Here is a 15,335-nt window from a genome sequence, read left to right on the forward strand (position 1 = left end):
GATCGCAAGGACACCCCATGACCGCGTCCGGACCCGTCTGCCCGTTCTCCGCGGGCACCGCCCTGCCCGATCCCGTTCCGCTGTACGGGCGGGAGTTCAAGCGGGACCCGTACCCGCTGTACCGCCGGATGCGCGAGGCCGGGCCGGTGCACCGTGTGCGGTTCCCGTCCGGCATCACCGCCTGGCTGGTCACCGGGTACCGGGCCGCCCGGGAGGCCCTCTCCGACCCGCGGCTCGGCAAGAACCATGCGCTGGGCAACGCGAATTGGCGTCGGCTCGCCTCGATCATGCCGGAGCCGCAGCACTCCCGGCTGCAGGTGCACCTGCTGCACCAGGACCCGCCCCGGCACACCGCCCTGCGCGCCCTGGTCGCGGACGCCTTCGCGCCGCGCCGGGTGGAGGCGCTCCGTCCCCGCCTGCAGGAGCTCGCCGACGCCCTGGTCGACGAACTCCCCGCCACCGGCGGGGCCGACCTGGTGGCCGGGTTCGCGGCCCGCTACCCGTTCCGGGTGCTGGCCGAGGCCATCGGCCTGCCGCCTGCCCTGGCCGACCGGTTCGACCGGGACTGGGGCAAGGTCGTGCAGCCGGTCGGGCCGCAGGACCCGGGCCGCCCTGCGTACGAGGCCCGGCTGCGCTGCCTGGAGGCGTACATCGCCGAGGTGGTCGCCGACCGGCGCGCCGCACAGAGCGGCGGCCCGGACGGCCCCGGTCTGCTCGCCCGGCTGGTCGCCGCGCACGACGCGGGCGAACTGACCCGCCCGGAGCTGGACTCGATGGTGTTCCAGCTCCTCGTCGCCGGTCAGGAGCCGGTCACCAACCAGATCTCCACCATGCTGGTGGCCCTGCTCCGGCACCCCGGCCAGTTGGCGAGGCTCCGCGCCGAGCCCGCCCTGCTGCCCCGGGCGGTGGAGGAACTGCTGCGCCACGACGGCGCGTTCGAGCTCACCACCTGGCGGTTCTTCGCCACCGACAGCGACCTGCACGGCACCCGCATCCCGGCCGGCGACTCGGTGATCGTCTCGCTGGCCGCCGCGGGCCGCGACGGGACGCAGTTCCCGGACGCCGACGCGCTCGACCTCGGCCGCTCCCCCAACGCCCACCTGGCCTTCGGCCACGGCGTCCACTTCTGCCCGGGCGCGGCCCTCGCCAGGGCCCAACTGCAGATCGCGCTCGGCACTCTGCTGGCCCGGCTGCCCGGGCTGCGGCCGGCCGGCGACCTGGACGCCCTGGAGTGGATCCCCGCCGTGCTCGCCCGCGGCACCGAATCGCTGCCCGTCGCGTACGACCGCCGCCTCTGAGCCCCGATCCGCAAGACCCGCACCGCCCGTCACCGCCTGCACCGCACCGTCCCGTGGAGTCCCGTATGCCGCCCGCCGGCACCCTCACCGCACCCCTCGCCCCGCCCTCGGTCGCCCGCACCAGCGCCGCCGTCCTGGAGCTGCTGCTCCCGCACCGCCGTGCCGCGGACGGCGCCGGCAGCGTGCCGGCCGCGGCCTTCCCGGCCCAACTCCGGCGGATCGCCGGCTTCGTGGCCGCCGGGGAGCCCGTCGTCCTCACCCTGCCGGGATTCCCGTGCAAGTCGCCGAGCCCCGCCAAGGTGCTCGGGCACCTGCCGGACGAGGGCGAACGGCTCTCCCTGGCCTTCCTCGACGGGCTGTGCGCCGCGGTGGAGGAGGTCCACCCGCCGGGCGCGCGGATGGTGATCTGCTCGGACGGCCACGTCTTCGGCGACCTCATCCAGGTGCCGGACGCGCACATCGACGCCTACGCCGACGAACTCGCCGCAGTGATCAGCCGCGAGGGCCTGCACCGGCTCTCCCTCTTCGACCTGCGGGACATCCTCGGCGACCTGCCGTACGACGCCAAACGGGCGCTGGTGCACGAGCGTTACGCACCCCGTCTGGAGGAGTTGCGGGCCGAGGTCCGCACCGACCCGGACACCCTCGCCCTGTACCGGGGGATCACCCGCTTCCTGCTGGACGACACGGTCGGCTTCACCGGCAGCAGATCCGCGCTGCAGCGCGCCTGCCGCCGCCGCGCGTACGGGGTGGTGCAGCGCAGCCGGGCCTGGGGCGCGCTGATCGAGGAGCACCATCCGCGGGCGGTGCGGCTGTCCATCCATCCGCAGCGGCCGGGCGCGGAGAAGTTCGGTCTGCGGCTGCTCGACGCCGCGGACGCCTGGACCACGCCCTGGCACTCCTGTGTGCTGCTGCGCGCCGACGGCGGACGGGAGTTGGTGCACCGGGCGGTGGCGGAGCGGCGCGGCCGGCCCGTCCTGCGGGACGGCCGCCCCAGCCACTTCGAGGAGTGCTGAGGCCCGGCCTCCGGTCGCTGCGGGTCAGTGCGCGAGAAGTGCACTGGCCAGCGCGACGTGCACGGCGGTGCCGCAGCCGATGCTCAGCAGGGCGCTGCGGCGCCACAGGTGCAGGCCGGCGGTGACGGCGAGGGCGACCAGCGGGACGAGGCTGCCCGGCGCGGTCGGCGAGAGGTCGCGCAGGCAGTAGGCGAGCAGGATCACCATCACGCCGGCGGGCATCCGGGTGCTGAGGTACCGGACCGTCCGGCTGGTGCGCAGCGGGGTCAGGGCGGTGAACGGCAGGGCGCGCAGGGCCCAGGTGACGGCGGCGGACACGGCCACCGCCGCGAGCAGGTAGCGGGTGTCAGGCACGGATTGCCCTCCTGCGGGTGGCGAGCCGGCGGGCGAGGAGGCCGGCGGTGAACAGGGCGAAGGCGGCCGGCAGCATCTGTCCGGGGACGGCGAGGCGGGCGGCGAGGGCGCTGAGCAGGGCGAGCAGCGGGGTGGGCAGGTCGCCGCGCCGTTCGCGGACGGCGTCGATCGCCAGCACCGCGAAGAGCGCCGTGAGGGCGAAGTCCAGGCCCGTGATGCCGTCGGGGACCAGGGTGCCGAGCAGGGCCCCTGCGGTGGCGCCGCCCACCCAGTACAGCTGCAGGAACGCCTGGAGCCACAGGATGCGGCGGCCGGACCACGTGCGGGCCCGGTCGCCCGAGGTCAGCGCGTAGGCCTCGTCGGTCAGGGCGAAGGTGCCGTACGCCCTGGCCCCGCGGCCCTTCACCCGGTGCAGCGGGAAGGACAGCGCGTAGAAGACGTGCCGGACGTTGACCAGCAGGGCGGTCAGGGCGACCGTCGCGATCGGGGCGGCCGCGGCGACCAGGCCGACGAGCAGGAACTCGAACGATCCGGCGTAGATCACGGCGGTGAAGACGCTCGCCCACCACCAGGAGAGTCCGGCGTGGGTGACCAGCACCCCGAAGGCCAGCCCGAGCGGCACCATGCCGAGGCCCACGGAGGCCGAGTCCCGCAGCGCGGCGAGGGCCTCAGCGCGGCCGGCGGGCCTGGCGGCCGGCCGGGGGCACGGGTTCGGGGGCGGGAGCGGCCGCAGGGGCGGGTGCGGTCGCGTCGGCGGCGGACGAAAGCAGAGCCATGCCGAAACATTAGGACAGAATGCACCTTATGTGGTTGCGGATTGTGGCCTTATGATCACGCTATGAGCAATGAAATGAGCCTGGATGCCATCGATCGCGACATTTTGTTCCATCTGCGGCGGGACGGGCGTCTCACCAACGTCGAACTGGCCAGGCGGGTGGGCCTGACCCCGCCGCCGTGCCTGCGGCGGGTCAAGCGGCTGGAGGACGCGGGCGTCATCGCCGGCTACCGGGCCGTCGTCGACCCGGCGGCGGTGGGCCGGGGCCTGGAGGTCCTGGTCGACGTCGAGGTGTACGCCACCGACCTGAAGACCGTGCAGGCCTTCGAGGAGACGGTGGCCTCCTTCGAGGAGGTGGTCGAGTTCCGCCGGCTGTTCGGCCGCCCCGACTACTTCCTCCGCGTGGCGGTCGCGGACCACGCCGCCTACGAGGCCTTCCTGACCGGCAGGCTGAGCGGCCTGCCGGGCGTGCTGCGCGCCGAGTCGCACCTCACCATGAAGAGCATCAAGGCCGACTTCTGACCGCCGCCGCCCGCACGGTGCTCACCGGCCGTCCGCCCCGCGGTGGTCGAAGGCGATCAGCGGATCGCCGGTCAGCGGGTGGTCGACCACCGCCGCCCGGACGCCGAAGACCTCGGCGAGCAGCTCGGGGGTGAGCACCTCGCGCGGCGGCCCGGAGGCCACCACGGCGCCGCGGTGCAGCACGTGCAGCCGGTCGCAGAGCGAGGCCGCGGCGTTGAGGTCGTGCAGCGAGATGAGGGTGGTGCGGCGCCGGGCGCGGAGCAGGGCCAGCAGCTCGATCTGGTGCTGCACGTCGAGGTGGTTGGTCGGCTCGTCCAGCACCAGGACGTCCGGCTGCTGGGCGAACGCCCGGGCGAGCAGGACGCGTTGGCGCTCGCCACCGGAGAGGGCGGCGAACGGCCGCGCCCCGTGCCCCTGCAGGCCGACCTCGGTGAGGGCGGCGGTGACCAGGGCCAGGTCGGCGGCGGACTCCCCGGCGAAGGCCCGCTGGTAGGGGGAGCGTCCCATGGCGACCATCTCGCGGACGGTGAACTCCGTCTCCGTGCCGCGCTCCTGGGGCAGCGCGGCGATGTGCCGGGCGGCCGCGGCCGCGGTCAGCGACCGGACGTCCCGGCCGGCCAGCAGCACCCGTCCGGCGCGCGGCCGCAGGTGCCGGTAGACGGTGCGCAACAGGGTGGACTTGCCGCTGCCGTTCGGCCCGACCAGGCCCGCGATCTCGCCCTCGGCGGCGACCAGCCGGGCTCCGCACAGGACGTCCCGCCCGGCCAGGGCGACGGTCAGGTCCTCGATGTCGATCCTCATCGGTGCTCCCCCCGCCGGTCGAGCAGGTACAGCAGGACGGGTGCGCCGAGCAGGGCGGTGACCACGCCGATCGGCACCTCCTGGGTGGCCAGGGCGGTGCGGGCGAGGGTGTCGACCGCGGTGAGCAGGACGGCGCCGGCGAGTGCGGCGAGCGGCAGCAGCCGCCGGTGGTCCGCGCCGACCAGCAGCCGGCAGACGTGCGGGACGAGCAGGCCGACGAAGCCGATCGCCCCGGAGACGGCGACCATGGTGCCGGTCAGCAGGCTGGTGACGGCGAAGAGTTCGCGGCGCAGCCGGACGGTGTCCACGCCGAGGCCGGCGGCGGTCTCCTCGCCGACGAGCAGGGCGTTCAGGGCGCGGGCGCGGGCCTGCAGGACGATCGCGCCGAGCGCCACGGCGGCCGCGGGCAGGGCGAGTTGGCTCCAGGTGGTGCCGCCGAGGCTGCCCATCAGCCAGAACAGCACGCCGCGGGTGCGCTGTTCGTCCCCCGCCTGCAGGACGAGGAAGCTGGTGAAGCCGGAGAGGAACTGGCCGATGCCGATGCCGGCCAGCACCAGGCGCAGCGGGGCGAAGCCGCCGCCGCGGCGGGCGAGCGTCCAGACCAGGGCGAAGGCGGTGAGGGCGCCGGCGAACGCGGCGCCGGAGAGGCCGATGCCGAGGCCGGCGCCCGCGCCGAGCACGGTGGCCGCGACGGCGCCCAGGGTGGCGCCGGAGGAGATGCCGAGCAGGTAGGGGTCGGCGAGCGGGTTGCGGACGAGTGCCTGCACGGCGGTGCCGACCAGCCCCAGACCTGCCCCGACCAGGGCGGCCAACAGGGCGCGCGGGGTGCGCAGTTGCCAGACGATGAGGTCCCGGGTGCCGGGTTCGGGCGGCTGCCCGGACAGGCGCCGGGCGAGGACGGTCCACACCTCGCCGGGCGGGACGTGGACGGCGCCGAGCGAGACGGCGAGGGTGAGCGAGACGGCCAGCGCGAGGGCGAGGACGGCGGCCGCCGCGCCGGCCCGGACGGCGGCGCGGCCACCGGCAGCGGGGGTGGTGGTGGGGGCCTTCATCTAGCGGCCGTCCACGGCGAGGCCGGGGTGGACGGTGCGGGCGATCTCCCGCACGGTGTCGGCGTTGCGGACGCCGGCGATGGTGGTGGTCTCGGAGCCGATCCGGACGAAGTGCCCTTCGCGGACGGCCCTGAGCCCCTTGGTGGCGGGGAAGTCGCGCAGGAAGGCCTCGGCCTGCTCGTACGCCTTGCGGGTCTCCGCCTCGCTGCCGCGGTTGCGGACGCCGAGCTGGATCCAGTCCGGGTCGGCGGCGACCACGTCCTCCCAGGAGACCGGCTTGAAGGTGCCCCCGCAGCCGGCGAAGACGTTGCGCGCGCCGGCGAGGGTGATGACGGCGTTGGCGACCTGGCGCCCGCAGGCGGCCATCGGCTGCTTGGTGCCGGCGTCGGCGTCGAAGAAGAAGTAGGAGGGCCGACGGTCGGCGGGGACGGCCGCGAGGGCGGTGCGGACCGCACCGACGGTGCGTTCCATGCCGGCGACGAGTTCCTCGGCGCGGGCGGCGGTGCCGGTGACGGCGCCGAGCCTGCGGATGTCGGCCTCCACCTCGGCGAGGTCCTGCTGCGGGCCCTTCAGCCGGTCGGCGCAGGCGGTGGAGTGCAGCCGGACGTGCTTGATGCCGGCGGCGGCGAACTCCTGCTCGGTCGGCGCGGCCCCCATGGCCCCGCCCATGGCGCCCATGGCGGCGAAGGTGTCGACGTAGAGGTCGGCGCCGGAGCCGAGGAGCTTCTCCTTGGCGATGACGGTGCGTCCGAGGACGGGGACGGCGGCGGCCCGGTCGGCGAGCGGGGCGGGCACGGTGCCGGCGCCCGGCGGGAAGCCGGTGCCGATCACTCGGTCGCCGGCGCCGAGCTGCAGCAGCATCTCGAGGGCGGCGGCGTTGCTCGTGACGATGCGGCTCGGCGGGGCGTCGAAGACGGTCTCGGCCCCGGTGCAGTCGGCCGTCCTGACGGGGAATCCGCTCGCGGCCGGTGCGGCCGTGCCCGCGGGTGCGGTGCCGCTGCCGCCGGAGCAGGCGGCGGCGAGCAGGGCAAGGGCGGCGGCCAGGCCGCACAGCGTGCGAGAACGCATGGAACTCTCCCGGTGGTCCGTGGTGCTGGGGCCGGCCGCTGCCGGCCCGGAGCAGGTAGTCGGGCGGTGTGCGGCGGCGGTTCCGGCGGTCGGCGAGGAGTTCCGGAGGACGACGCTCCGTCAGGCGTTCCTGACGGAGCGTCGTCGGCCCTCTGTACGCAGGGCCGCAACCATGGTGACATGTACGCGACAAACCGCCGGACGGACAACCCGTCCGGCGGCCGGTGCACGATCGGAAGGACCCGTCTTGATCGTTCGCATGCTCGTCGCCGTCGGCGCCGCCGCCGCCTCACTGGTCACCGCCCCCGGGGCCGCGGCCGCCTCGCCCGCCGGCCCGTGGACCACCCCGCCGCCGCCGGACAAGATCGTGATCAACGTGGCGACGGTCAACGGCTCGGGCTGTCCCGCCGGCACCGCCGCGGTCGCGGTCTCACCCGACAACACGGCCTTCACGGTCACCTACAGCCAGTACCTGGCCCAGGTCGGCGTCGGCTCCAAGCCGACCGACTACCGCAAGAACTGCCAGCTCAACCTGAACGTGCACGTGCCGCAGGGCTTCACCTACGCGATCGCCTCCGCCGACTACCGCGGCTTCGCCCACCTGGAGCGCGGCGCCACCGGCCTGCAGAAGGCCAGCTACTACTTCCAGGGCTCCGCGCAGACCACCTCCAGCAACCACCGCTTCACCGGACCGGTCGACGACAGCTGGCAGGCCACCGACTCGGTGGACGTCGCCGCCCTGGTGTACGCACCCTGCGGCGAGCAGCGGAACTTCAACATCAACACCGAGCTGCGGGTCAACGCGGGCACCTCGGACCCGAACAAGACCACCAGCTTCATGACGATGGACTCCACCGACGGGGACATCAACACGGTCTACCACCTGGCCTGGAAGACCTGCCCCTGACCGGAGGCGCACCAGCTCCCGCCCGGCCCCACCCCGGCCGCCATCGGGGCCGGGCGGGCCCACCGGAACGGCCGGGACCGACGGCGGCCCGCCCTGCACCCGGCCCGGCCCGCACCCCCGTGCGGGGCGGGCCGCCGTCAGGCCGCCGAGCGGCGGCTCTCCGCCGCGGTGACCAGGGCGCCGTGCAGCTCGGCGCGGACGCCCAGCGCGCCGGGCAGGATCTCCACCGCCTCGGCGACGGCGGGCTGGGCGTAGCGGTCGACGGACTCGCGGACGCCGGCGACCAGCGGGGCGCCGGCCTGGCCGAGCTCCCCGCCGATGATGATCGCGGCCGGGTTGAGGCAGTTGACCAGGTCCGCCAGGACGCGGCCGAGGGTGCGGCCCGCATCAGTGATCACCCGGGCGGCCGCCGGGCGGGCGCCCAGCTCGGCCAGCGGCGGGATCTCGGCGGGCACCGCCCCGCGGTCGGCGCTGGCCAGCACGTGGGTGAGCCGGCGCCGGACCTCCTGGACGGAGACGACCGTCTCCAGGCACCCGCGGTTGCCGCAGCGGCACCAGTTGGTCGCCCCGGGCAGCTGGATGTGCCCGATCTCGCCGGCGAGCCCGAGGGCACCGCGGTACACCTGGCCGCCGAGGACGAGGCCGCTGCCGACGCCGTGCGAGGCCTTGACGTAGATCAGGTCGCCGAAGCCGCGCCCGGCGCCCAGGGCGCGCTCGCCGCGGGCGCCCATCTCGGCGTCGTTGGCGACGGTCACGGGGATGCCGAGGCGGCGGCCGAGCTCGGCGGCCGGGTCGAGGCCGATCCACTTGGCGAGGACGGTGGGCGACCGGACGGTCCGGGTGCGCAGGTCCATGGCGGCGGGCAGCCCCGCCGCGGCCGCGCCGATCCCCCCGGGCTCGCAGCCGGCCTGCCGGACGGCCTCGGCGGCGAGGTCGGCCGCCGTGTCGAGCGCCTGCTCCGGGTGGTCGTCGATGTCGAGGTGGGCGGTGGCCTCCCCGAGGACGGTGCCCTCGCCGGTGCCGACCGCGGCGGTGATGTGCGAGTGCCCCAGGTCGAGGCCGAGGACGAGCCCGGTGTCGCGGCTGAGCGCGACGACCGCGGCGGGCCGCCCGCGCCCGGCCGCGACGGCGGACGGGGCGTGCTGCTCGGTGACGGCGCCCTCGGCGCGCAGGTCGGCGACCGCGCTGCTGACGGCGGACCGCGACAGGCCGGTGAGCCGGCCGAGGTCGGCACGGCTGAGGGCGCCGTACTCTGCGAGGACGGCGAGCAGGGCGGTGCGGGTACGCAGCCGCCGGGCGGACAGGGCGGCCGACTCGTGGAGGTCGCTCATACAAGCACCGTACCGGGGTTGCCCCGCATTTATCCGCTGAACGGAATATTTACTGCACATCTCGTCCTCTTGACGGACATATTTCACCCCCATACGGTGATACGAACCGCACAAAGGTCCCGAACGCCACGGAGCTCCAACGCCCGTCACGTCCGCACGGGAGAGGAAGCACGCCGATGACCAAGAGGTCCAGGCCGGCCGCGCCGCATCTGTTCCGCTGGCGTGTGGAGATTCCGCACGACTCCGGTGACACCGGGCCGGACGGCACGCCCGACGGCGGCGTCCACCTCTTCATCGTCGACGCGCACGAGGCCGAGCACGCACTCGCCGAGGCGCTCGCCCGGGCCGAGTCCGAGGACGCCCGCCGGCACCGCCGGCACACCCCGCTCGCGATCGACCTGCACCGGGTCTCCGTGGTCAAGCTCTGCCACGTCGCCTGACCCGGCCGACCGGGCCCCCGCCGGGCTCGACCAGCAGGTAGGCCAGTGCCAGTGCCGCCAGCGGCACCGCACAGAGCACCGCCAGCACCCCCTGCGTGCCGTGGTCCTGCGCGACCGCGCCCAGCAGCGGCGCACTCAGCCCGCCCGCACTCAGCGCCAGCCCGAGGGTGACCCCGGCCGCGGTGCCCGGGCGCCCCGGCAGGTAGTCCTGGCCGAGCTTCACCAGCACCGCGAAGGGCACGTTCAGCACCAGCCCGGTGAGCACCGCGAAGACCAGCGGGGCGACGGCGCCCGGAGCCAGCCACAGGCCGGCCAGCGCCGGAACGGTGAGCGCCGTGCCCAGCCGCACCGCGGCCACCGCGCCGATCCGGTCCGCGATCCGCCCTCCCAGCAGCGTCCCGGCGACGCCACCGCCCAGGAAGCCCGCCAGCGCCGCCCCCGCCACGGCGCGCGAGGCGTGCAGGTCGCGCAGCCAGTGCAGCTCCAGGAAGGTGCTCACCCCGAAGAAGACCACCGAGCGCACCACCCCCACCCCGGTCAGCACCAGGAACGGCGGCCAGCGGTCCGGCCCCGCCGGAGCCTCCGCCCGGGCCGGAGCCGCCGCCCGCTGCCGCCGCCGGTGGCGCAGCAGCACCCAGCCCGTCAGCAGCGCCGGCGGCACGAACAGCACCGTCGACCGGACTCCCCAGGCCGCCAGCGCGGGCGTGGCCAGCACCGGTGCCAGGAAGAAGCCGACACTGCCGCCCGCCGCGAACACGCTCATCGCCGCCGTGCTCCCGCCCGCCGCCTCCCGCGCCGACCGCCCGGCCGCCGGGTGGAACATCGCCACGCCGAGCCCCGACAGCAGGACCAGCAGCCAGGCCGCGGCGTACGACTCCACCAGCCCCGACAGGCCGAGGCCGACCCCGGCCAGCGCCACCCCCGCGGCGGCGAGACCGCCGAGCCGCCAGCGGTCGACGGCCAGCCCGATCGCCGGCTGCGGCACCGAACTCCCGATCGTCGCAGCCAGGGTGAGCCCGCCGACGGCGACGTAGTCGTAGCCCCGGTCCAGCGCGAAGTACGGCACCACCGCGGGCACCAGCCCCTGGTAGAAGTCGTCCACGGCGTGGGCGGTGCCCCACAGGCGCATCCGGCGCCAGACACCGCCGGTTCCGTCGCCCCCGGGCCGCGGCGGCGCGTGGGCCGCCGTGCCGGCTGTCCGGCGTGTGCCGTCCTCGAGCGTCATCTGCGCCTCCCCATACGTTCGTTGACGTGACCAGCCTGGCCGGGGGGCGGGGGTACGGGCTTCCGATAGTCTGCCGATCCGTGTCGACAACCCGCCAGGATCTGCACGGACCGACCCGCCGCCCGCTGGCCCACCGCGAGCGCATCGACTGGCACTTCCACACCGTCAACCAACTGATCTGCCCCGGCCGGGGCGTGCTGGAGGTGTCGACCGAGCAGGGCAGCTGGGCAGTGCCCGCCCACCGCGGGGTGTGGGTGCCGGCCGGCGTCGCGCACGCCCACCGGGCCCACGGGCCCAGCGAATTGCGCAGCCTCAGCTTCCCCGCCGAGGTCAACCCGCTCGGTCTGACCGAGCCCGCGGTGCTCGCGGTGTCGGCACTGCTGTGGGAGGTGGTCGAAGTCCTCAGCGGGCCGGAGCCGCCGCAGGGCGAACAGGCCGGCGCCCTGGAGCAGGTCGCCCTGGACCAGCTGCGCCGGGCGCCCGCCCTCGGACTGCGGCTGCCCACCCCCGCAGACCCGCGCCTTCGCGACCTGGCCGACCTGCTCGCCGCGGACCCGGCCGACGGCCGGAGCCTCGCCGAACTGGGCGCAGCCGTCGGGGCGTCCGAGCGCACGCTGAGCCGGCTGTTCCGCCGCGAGACGGGAATGAGCTTCCCGCAGTGGCGGGCACAGCTGCGGCTGCACCACGCACTGACCCTGCTGGCGGCGGGCCGGCCGGTGACCTCGGTGGCGACGGCCTGCGGCTGGTCCTCACCGAGCGCCTTCGTGGAAGCCTTCCGCCGCGCCTTCGGGACAACCCCCGGCCGCCACCAACGCGAGGGCCGCCCCCTGCGGTGAAGGTGAATGGGGCAACGGGCGACCACCTGGGGCGCCGGGGGCACCCGAATCGATCAGCCCCTACGGCTCCTGTTCGTCCTCCTCCTCGCTGCGGGTGCCCGCCCGCGCTGCAGCGAGGAAGAGGACGAGGGCGAGGGCGGAGACGAGGCCGAGGCCCAGCAGGACATAACGCGAGGTGATCCCCTCCTTCCGGTCACGAACCCCTTCGGCAGGAAGATCGGCCGGCCTGACGGCCGAGCCCGTCCTTTCACCCGTCCGATACCCGGATCGCGCGCCGGGTTGCCGTCCGCGGGACGGCAGTTCACCCGTCCGTGCCGGCTGCGGACGCCTCCTCGCCGACGGCGGTGCGGATGCGGGCGAGGAGGGCGCGCAGCTGTTCGCGTTCGGCGGGCTCGAGGGTGCCGGTGGCGGCGGCCAGGGCCTCGCGGTCCAGTTCCTCGGCCTCGCGGTGGCGGCGGATGCCCTCCTCGGTGAGGGTCAGCAGGAAGGCGCGACGGTCCTCGGGATGGCGCACCCGCTCGACCAGACCGTCCCGTTCCAGGCTGTCGACGATGGTGGTGGTGGTGCGGGGGGCGTTGCCGACGAGTTCGGCGAGATCCCTCATGCGCAGCGGTTCGCCGGCGCGGGCGAGTACCCGGAGGGTGCGCAGCCGCGACACGGAGGCGCCGTGCTCGCGGAGCCTGCCGTCCACGAAGGCGCGCAGCCGCTGGGTGGTGGCGAAGAGCTCGTCCACCAGGACGTCGCTGCTGCCGAAGTTGCGCCCGGGGGCCTGTCCCTGTGCTGCCATGCCGTGCCGTCCCCATCCCTGCATCTTTATGAGCACCATCATAGTGAGTATGCTCAGTTTCTATGAGCACCCGCCTGAGCCAGCGCCACGTCGTGCCCATCATGACCGTCCTGACCACGTTCATCTGCATCGTCGACGGTGCGATCACCACCGTCGCACTGCCCAGCATCGCCCGGCAGTTCCACCTGACCCCGGCCGCACTGACCGGCGTCGTCGTGGTCTACCCGGTCTGCCTGGGCATGATGATCCCCGCGTCCGCCTGGCTCGTGGAGCGCCACGGCGGCCGCCGCACGCTGCTGCTCTCCCTGGGCGCCTTCACCGCGGCCTCCGGTCTGTGCGGGGCCGCCCCGAACCTCACCGCCCTGGTCGCCGCCCGCGCCCTGCAGGGCCTCGCCGCGGGCCTGCTGATGCCGACCTCGCAGGCGCTGCTGTTCCGCACCTTCGGCCAGGCCGAGCAGGTGCGCCTCGCCCGGCTGCTGATCATTCCGCAGCAGATCGCCCCGGCACTGGCCCCGCTGCTCGGCGGCCTGCTGGTGACCGGCCTGTCCTGGCGCTGGGTGTTCTACGTCAACGTGCCCTTCGGCACCCTGGCCGTCCTCTTCGGTCTGGCCTTCCTCGCCGAGCACCGGGACCACGCCGCGGGCCGGCTCGACCTGCCCGGCCTGCTGCTCTGCGCCGCCGGCACCGCCACCCTGATGTACGGGGTCTGCACCGGGCCGGAACTCGGCTGGTCGCAGCCGCCGGTGCTGGGTGCACTGGCGGCCGGCTCGGTGCTGCTCGCCGTGGCGGTGACCGTCGAACTGCGGGTCGCCGAACCGATCCTGCGGCTGCGGCTGTTCCGCGACCGGCTGTTCCGCGACACCAACCTGATCAGCCTGGTCGGCTACGTGCCCATCATGGGCGCGATGTTCCTCGGCCCGATCTACATTCAGGAGGCCCGCGGCGGTTCGGCGCTGGACAGCGGCAGCACCACCTTCACCGAGGCCTTCGGGGTGCTCCTCACCATGCAGCTGGTCGGCGCGGTGTACTCGAGGGTCGGGCCGCGGGTGATCATCGGTACCGGCATGCTGGGCGTCGCCGGGGTGCTGCTGCTGTTCGCCGCTGCCGACGGGGGGACGAGCCTGTGGGCGTTCCGCGGCTACATGTTCCTGCTCGGCCTGGCGATGGGCGGGGTCTTCGTGCCCACCACGATCGCCTCGTTCAGCACCGTCGCCCCGGCGGACGTCGCCCATGCGGCCACTCTCAACACGGTCGTCCGGCAGACCGGCAATGCACTGGCGCCGGCCGTGGTGACCACCGTCCTGGTGCTCGGCGCCGGCGGACCCGCGCAGGCCCACCCGCCGCTGGAGGCCTACCGGTTGGCCTACCTGGTACTTGCCGCGATCGCGGTGGCCACCGGCCTGTACGCCTTCACCGTGCCGGACGCCGCAGCCCGGAAGGCCGCCGCCGGCCCGCGGACGGGCAGCGCACCTGCCCGCACCCGCGAGAAGGCAGCCCGCCGCTGAGGGGTGGTCCCCGCACCCCTGTGTGGCTGCCCATGTGCCCTTCAGTAGCTGCCGAGGAAGCGGTCCAGCACCCGTACGCCGAAGGCCAGGCCGGAGGCCGACACCCGTTCGTCCACTCCGTGGAACATCCGCGGGTAGTCGAGTTCAGGGTCGAGCAGCAGCGGTGCGAAGCCGTAGCAGGCGATGCCCAGCCGGTTGAAGGTCTTGGCGTCGGTGCCGCCGGACATCAGGTACGGCACGGGCCGGGCGGCCGGGTCCTCGGCGCGCAGGGCGTCGGCCATCGCGGCGAAGGCCGGGCCGGTGTGGTCGGCGGCGACGGCCTCCTCCAGGTTGATGAACTCCCGTGCCACCTGCGGGCCCAGCAGCCGCTCGACGGTCTCCAGGTACTCCTCGCGGGTACCGGGCAGGAACCGGCCGTCGACCTGGGCGGAGGCGCTGCCGGGGATCACGTTCACCTTCCGCCCGGCCTGCAGCACCGTCGGCACGGCCGAGTTGCGGACGGTGTGCGCGAACAGTCCGCCGGCCCGCCCCAGTCGGACGGCCTCAGCCTCCAGCCGCTCCCGGTCGATCACGGTGCCGAGGACGCGCTCGAGTTCGGCGAGCAGCGCCTCCACCGGCGGCGTCAGCCGGGTCGGCCAGGGGTGGGCGGCCAGCCGGGACAGCCCGTGCACCAGGGTGGCGACGGCGTTGTCGGCGCCGCCGCGGGAGCCGTGGCCGGCGGTGCCGGTGGCGGCCAGCCGCATCCACGCGGTGCAGCGCTCGCCCACCGCGACCGGGTAGAGCCGCTGCTGCCCGGCCGGCACCGAGTACCCGCCGGACTCGCCGATCGCCTCGGTCACGCCGTCGAACCACTCGCGGTGCCGGTCCACCGCGAAGCGGGCGCCGTACTCCCCGGTGGACTCCTCGTCGGCCAGGAAGGCCAGCACCAGGTCGCGGCGCGGCCGCCGCCCAGTGCGGGACCAGCCGCGGACCAGCGCCAGCGTCATGGCGAGGGTGCCCTTCATGTCCACCGCGCCGCGGCCCCACAGGCAGCCGTCCGCCTCCTCGCCGGAGAGCGGGTGGTGCGTCCAGTCGGCGGCGTCGAAGGGCACGGTGTCGAGGTGGCCGTGGACGAGCAGCGGCGGCAGCGAGGGGTCGGTGCCGGCAACCCGGGCGAGCACGCTGGCGCGGCGCGGCGCGGACTCCGTGAGCAGCGGGGCGAGCCCGGCCTCGGCGAGCCGGGCGGCGACGTACTCGGCGGCCTCGCGCTCACCCGGGCCACTGCCGTCGCCCGGGTTGACGGTGTCGATGCGCAGCAGGTCGCGGCAGAGGCCGGCCACCTCGGTGTCGAGCGCCTGCGGGGTCACGGTCACGGGTCCTCCTGTCGTGCACGACTGCTGGTGCGCAGCCGCGGATGCACGGCCACTGCTGCACGGCCG

16 protein-coding genes are annotated in these 15,335 nt (G+C 75.0%); 7 read left to right on the forward strand and 9 right to left on the reverse strand.

Annotation, left to right across the window (positions count from 1 at the left end):
* Nucleotides 1-17: 17 nt before the first annotated feature.
* Nucleotides 18-1,298 carry a cytochrome P450 family protein gene (locus ACQ614_RS05500; RefSeq protein ID WP_431677053.1) on the forward strand — a complete coding sequence of 427 codons (1,281 nt, stop codon included), beginning with the start codon at nucleotides 18-20 and terminating at the stop codon, nucleotides 1,296-1,298.
* A 65-nt stretch (nucleotides 1,299-1,363) separates the two neighbouring features.
* Nucleotides 1,364-2,314, forward strand: coding sequence for an L-tyrosine/L-tryptophan isonitrile synthase family protein (locus ACQ614_RS05505; protein WP_431677054.1), 951 nt, complete (start codon nucleotides 1,364-1,366; stop codon nucleotides 2,312-2,314).
* A 24-nt stretch (nucleotides 2,315-2,338) separates the two neighbouring features.
* On the opposite strand, the gene ACQ614_RS05510 is transcribed toward ACQ614_RS05505, so the two are convergent.
* Together ACQ614_RS05510 and ACQ614_RS05515 are read right to left on the reverse strand one after the other, a co-directional pair.
* Complete coding sequence (locus tag ACQ614_RS05510; RefSeq protein WP_431677055.1) at nucleotides 2,339-2,668, reverse strand: branched-chain amino acid transporter permease; 330 nt, start codon at nucleotides 2,666-2,668, stop codon at nucleotides 2,339-2,341.
* Nucleotides 2,661-3,305, reverse strand: coding sequence for an AzlC family ABC transporter permease (locus tag ACQ614_RS05515; RefSeq protein WP_431677057.1), 645 nt, complete (start codon nucleotides 3,303-3,305; stop codon nucleotides 2,661-2,663). The genes ACQ614_RS05510 and ACQ614_RS05515 overlap by 8 nt, the downstream gene beginning before the upstream one ends.
* Before the next feature lie 201 nt (nucleotides 3,306-3,506).
* On the opposite strand from ACQ614_RS05515, the gene ACQ614_RS05520 reads away from it, so the two are divergent.
* Nucleotides 3,507-3,965, forward strand: coding sequence for an Lrp/AsnC family transcriptional regulator (locus ACQ614_RS05520; protein ID WP_431677059.1), 459 nt, complete (start codon nucleotides 3,507-3,509; stop codon nucleotides 3,963-3,965).
* A 21-nt stretch (nucleotides 3,966-3,986) separates the two neighbouring features.
* Here the strand turns inward: ACQ614_RS05520 and ACQ614_RS05525 are convergent, their stop codons facing one another.
* From ACQ614_RS05525 to ACQ614_RS05535, 3 genes are read right to left on the reverse strand one after another with little or no spacing between them, the layout of a single operon-like run.
* Nucleotides 3,987-4,766 (reverse strand): ABC transporter ATP-binding protein, encoded by a 780-nt coding sequence (locus ACQ614_RS05525; protein WP_431677060.1) that lies wholly within the window; start codon nucleotides 4,764-4,766, stop codon nucleotides 3,987-3,989.
* Nucleotides 4,763-5,818, reverse strand: coding sequence for a FecCD family ABC transporter permease (locus ACQ614_RS05530; protein WP_431677062.1), 1,056 nt, complete (start codon nucleotides 5,816-5,818; stop codon nucleotides 4,763-4,765). The genes ACQ614_RS05525 and ACQ614_RS05530 overlap by 4 nt, the downstream gene beginning before the upstream one ends.
* Nucleotides 5,819-6,886 (reverse strand): ABC transporter substrate-binding protein, encoded by a 1,068-nt coding sequence (locus ACQ614_RS05535; protein ID WP_431677063.1) that lies wholly within the window; start codon nucleotides 6,884-6,886, stop codon nucleotides 5,819-5,821.
* 259 nt (nucleotides 6,887-7,145) lie between these two features.
* Between ACQ614_RS05535 and ACQ614_RS05540 the strand changes: the two genes are divergently transcribed.
* Nucleotides 7,146-7,793: a DUF4360 domain-containing protein gene (locus ACQ614_RS05540; RefSeq protein WP_431683826.1), complete on the forward strand. Its 648-nt coding sequence runs from the start codon at nucleotides 7,146-7,148 to the stop codon at nucleotides 7,791-7,793.
* Between the two features lie 137 nt (nucleotides 7,794-7,930).
* Here the strand turns inward: ACQ614_RS05540 and ACQ614_RS05545 are convergent, their stop codons facing one another.
* Nucleotides 7,931-9,124, reverse strand: a complete 1,194-nt coding sequence (locus ACQ614_RS05545) for an ROK family transcriptional regulator (protein WP_431677065.1) — start codon at nucleotides 9,122-9,124, stop codon at nucleotides 7,931-7,933.
* A gap of 176 nt (nucleotides 9,125-9,300) precedes the next feature.
* On the opposite strand from ACQ614_RS05545, the gene ACQ614_RS05550 reads away from it, so the two are divergent.
* On the forward strand, nucleotides 9,301-9,564 hold the full coding sequence (locus ACQ614_RS05550) for a hypothetical protein (RefSeq protein WP_363491512.1): 264 nt from the start codon (nucleotides 9,301-9,303) through the stop codon (nucleotides 9,562-9,564).
* Here the strand turns inward: ACQ614_RS05550 and ACQ614_RS05555 are convergent.
* Nucleotides 9,542-10,789 (reverse strand): MFS transporter, encoded by a 1,248-nt coding sequence (locus tag ACQ614_RS05555; protein WP_431677067.1) that lies wholly within the window; start codon nucleotides 10,787-10,789, stop codon nucleotides 9,542-9,544. The two genes, ACQ614_RS05550 and ACQ614_RS05555, sit on opposite strands and share 23 nt — an antisense overlap.
* Before the next feature lie 80 nt (nucleotides 10,790-10,869).
* Here ACQ614_RS05555 and ACQ614_RS05560 point away from each other — a divergent pair, with 80 nt between their 5' ends.
* A complete protein-coding gene (locus ACQ614_RS05560) occupies nucleotides 10,870-11,625 on the forward strand; it encodes a helix-turn-helix domain-containing protein (protein WP_431677068.1) in 756 nt (251 codons plus the stop codon).
* 301 nt (nucleotides 11,626-11,926) lie between these two features.
* Here ACQ614_RS05560 and ACQ614_RS05565 read toward each other — a convergent pair whose 3' ends face one another.
* Nucleotides 11,927-12,412, reverse strand: coding sequence for a MarR family winged helix-turn-helix transcriptional regulator (locus tag ACQ614_RS05565; protein WP_431677069.1), 486 nt, complete (start codon nucleotides 12,410-12,412; stop codon nucleotides 11,927-11,929).
* A gap of 62 nt (nucleotides 12,413-12,474) precedes the next feature.
* On the opposite strand from ACQ614_RS05565, the gene ACQ614_RS05570 reads away from it, so the two are divergent.
* Nucleotides 12,475-13,917 (forward strand): DHA2 family efflux MFS transporter permease subunit, encoded by a 1,443-nt coding sequence (locus tag ACQ614_RS05570; protein ID WP_431677070.1) that lies wholly within the window; start codon nucleotides 12,475-12,477, stop codon nucleotides 13,915-13,917.
* 41 nt (nucleotides 13,918-13,958) lie between these two features.
* Here the strand turns inward: ACQ614_RS05570 and ACQ614_RS05575 are convergent, their stop codons facing one another.
* Nucleotides 13,959-15,269, reverse strand: a complete 1,311-nt coding sequence (locus ACQ614_RS05575; RefSeq protein WP_431677072.1) for a M20/M25/M40 family metallo-hydrolase — start codon at nucleotides 15,267-15,269, stop codon at nucleotides 13,959-13,961.
* Between the last annotated feature and the right edge of the window lie 66 nt (nucleotides 15,270-15,335).

The organism is Kitasatospora dryopteridis (genome assembly GCF_050749075.1).
Taxonomy (GTDB): Bacteria; Actinomycetota; Actinomycetes; order Streptomycetales; family Streptomycetaceae; genus Kitasatospora.

Bases quoted from the DNA above. Each gene is read 5' to 3' on its own strand.
- ACQ614_RS05500 (WP_431677053.1), top strand. From the start codon at position 18: ATGACCGCGTCCGGACCCGTCTGCCCGTTCTCCGCGGGCACCGCCCTG.
- ACQ614_RS05505 (WP_431677054.1), top strand. From the start codon at position 1,364: ATGCCGCCCGCCGGCACCCTCACCGCACCCCTCGCCCCGCCCTCGGTC.
- ACQ614_RS05520 (WP_431677059.1), top strand. From the start codon at position 3,507: ATGAGCAATGAAATGAGCCTGGATGCCATCGATCGCGACATTTTGTTC.
- ACQ614_RS05525 (WP_431677060.1), bottom strand. From the start codon at position 4,766: ATGAGGATCGACATCGAGGACCTGACCGTCGCCCTGGCCGGGCGGGAC.
- ACQ614_RS05530 (WP_431677062.1), bottom strand. From the start codon at position 5,818: ATGAAGGCCCCCACCACCACCCCCGCTGCCGGTGGCCGCGCCGCCGTC.
- ACQ614_RS05535 (WP_431677063.1), bottom strand. From the start codon at position 6,886: ATGCGTTCTCGCACGCTGTGCGGCCTGGCCGCCGCCCTTGCCCTGCTC.
- ACQ614_RS05540 (WP_431683826.1), top strand. From the start codon at position 7,146: ATGCTCGTCGCCGTCGGCGCCGCCGCCGCCTCACTGGTCACCGCCCCC.
- ACQ614_RS05545 (WP_431677065.1), bottom strand. From the start codon at position 9,124: ATGAGCGACCTCCACGAGTCGGCCGCCCTGTCCGCCCGGCGGCTGCGT.
- ACQ614_RS05550 (WP_363491512.1), top strand. From the start codon at position 9,301: ATGACCAAGAGGTCCAGGCCGGCCGCGCCGCATCTGTTCCGCTGGCGT.
- ACQ614_RS05555 (WP_431677067.1), bottom strand. From the start codon at position 10,789: ATGACGCTCGAGGACGGCACACGCCGGACAGCCGGCACGGCGGCCCAC.
- ACQ614_RS05565 (WP_431677069.1), bottom strand. From the start codon at position 12,412: ATGGCAGCACAGGGACAGGCCCCCGGGCGCAACTTCGGCAGCAGCGAC.
- ACQ614_RS05570 (WP_431677070.1), top strand. From the start codon at position 12,475: ATGAGCACCCGCCTGAGCCAGCGCCACGTCGTGCCCATCATGACCGTC.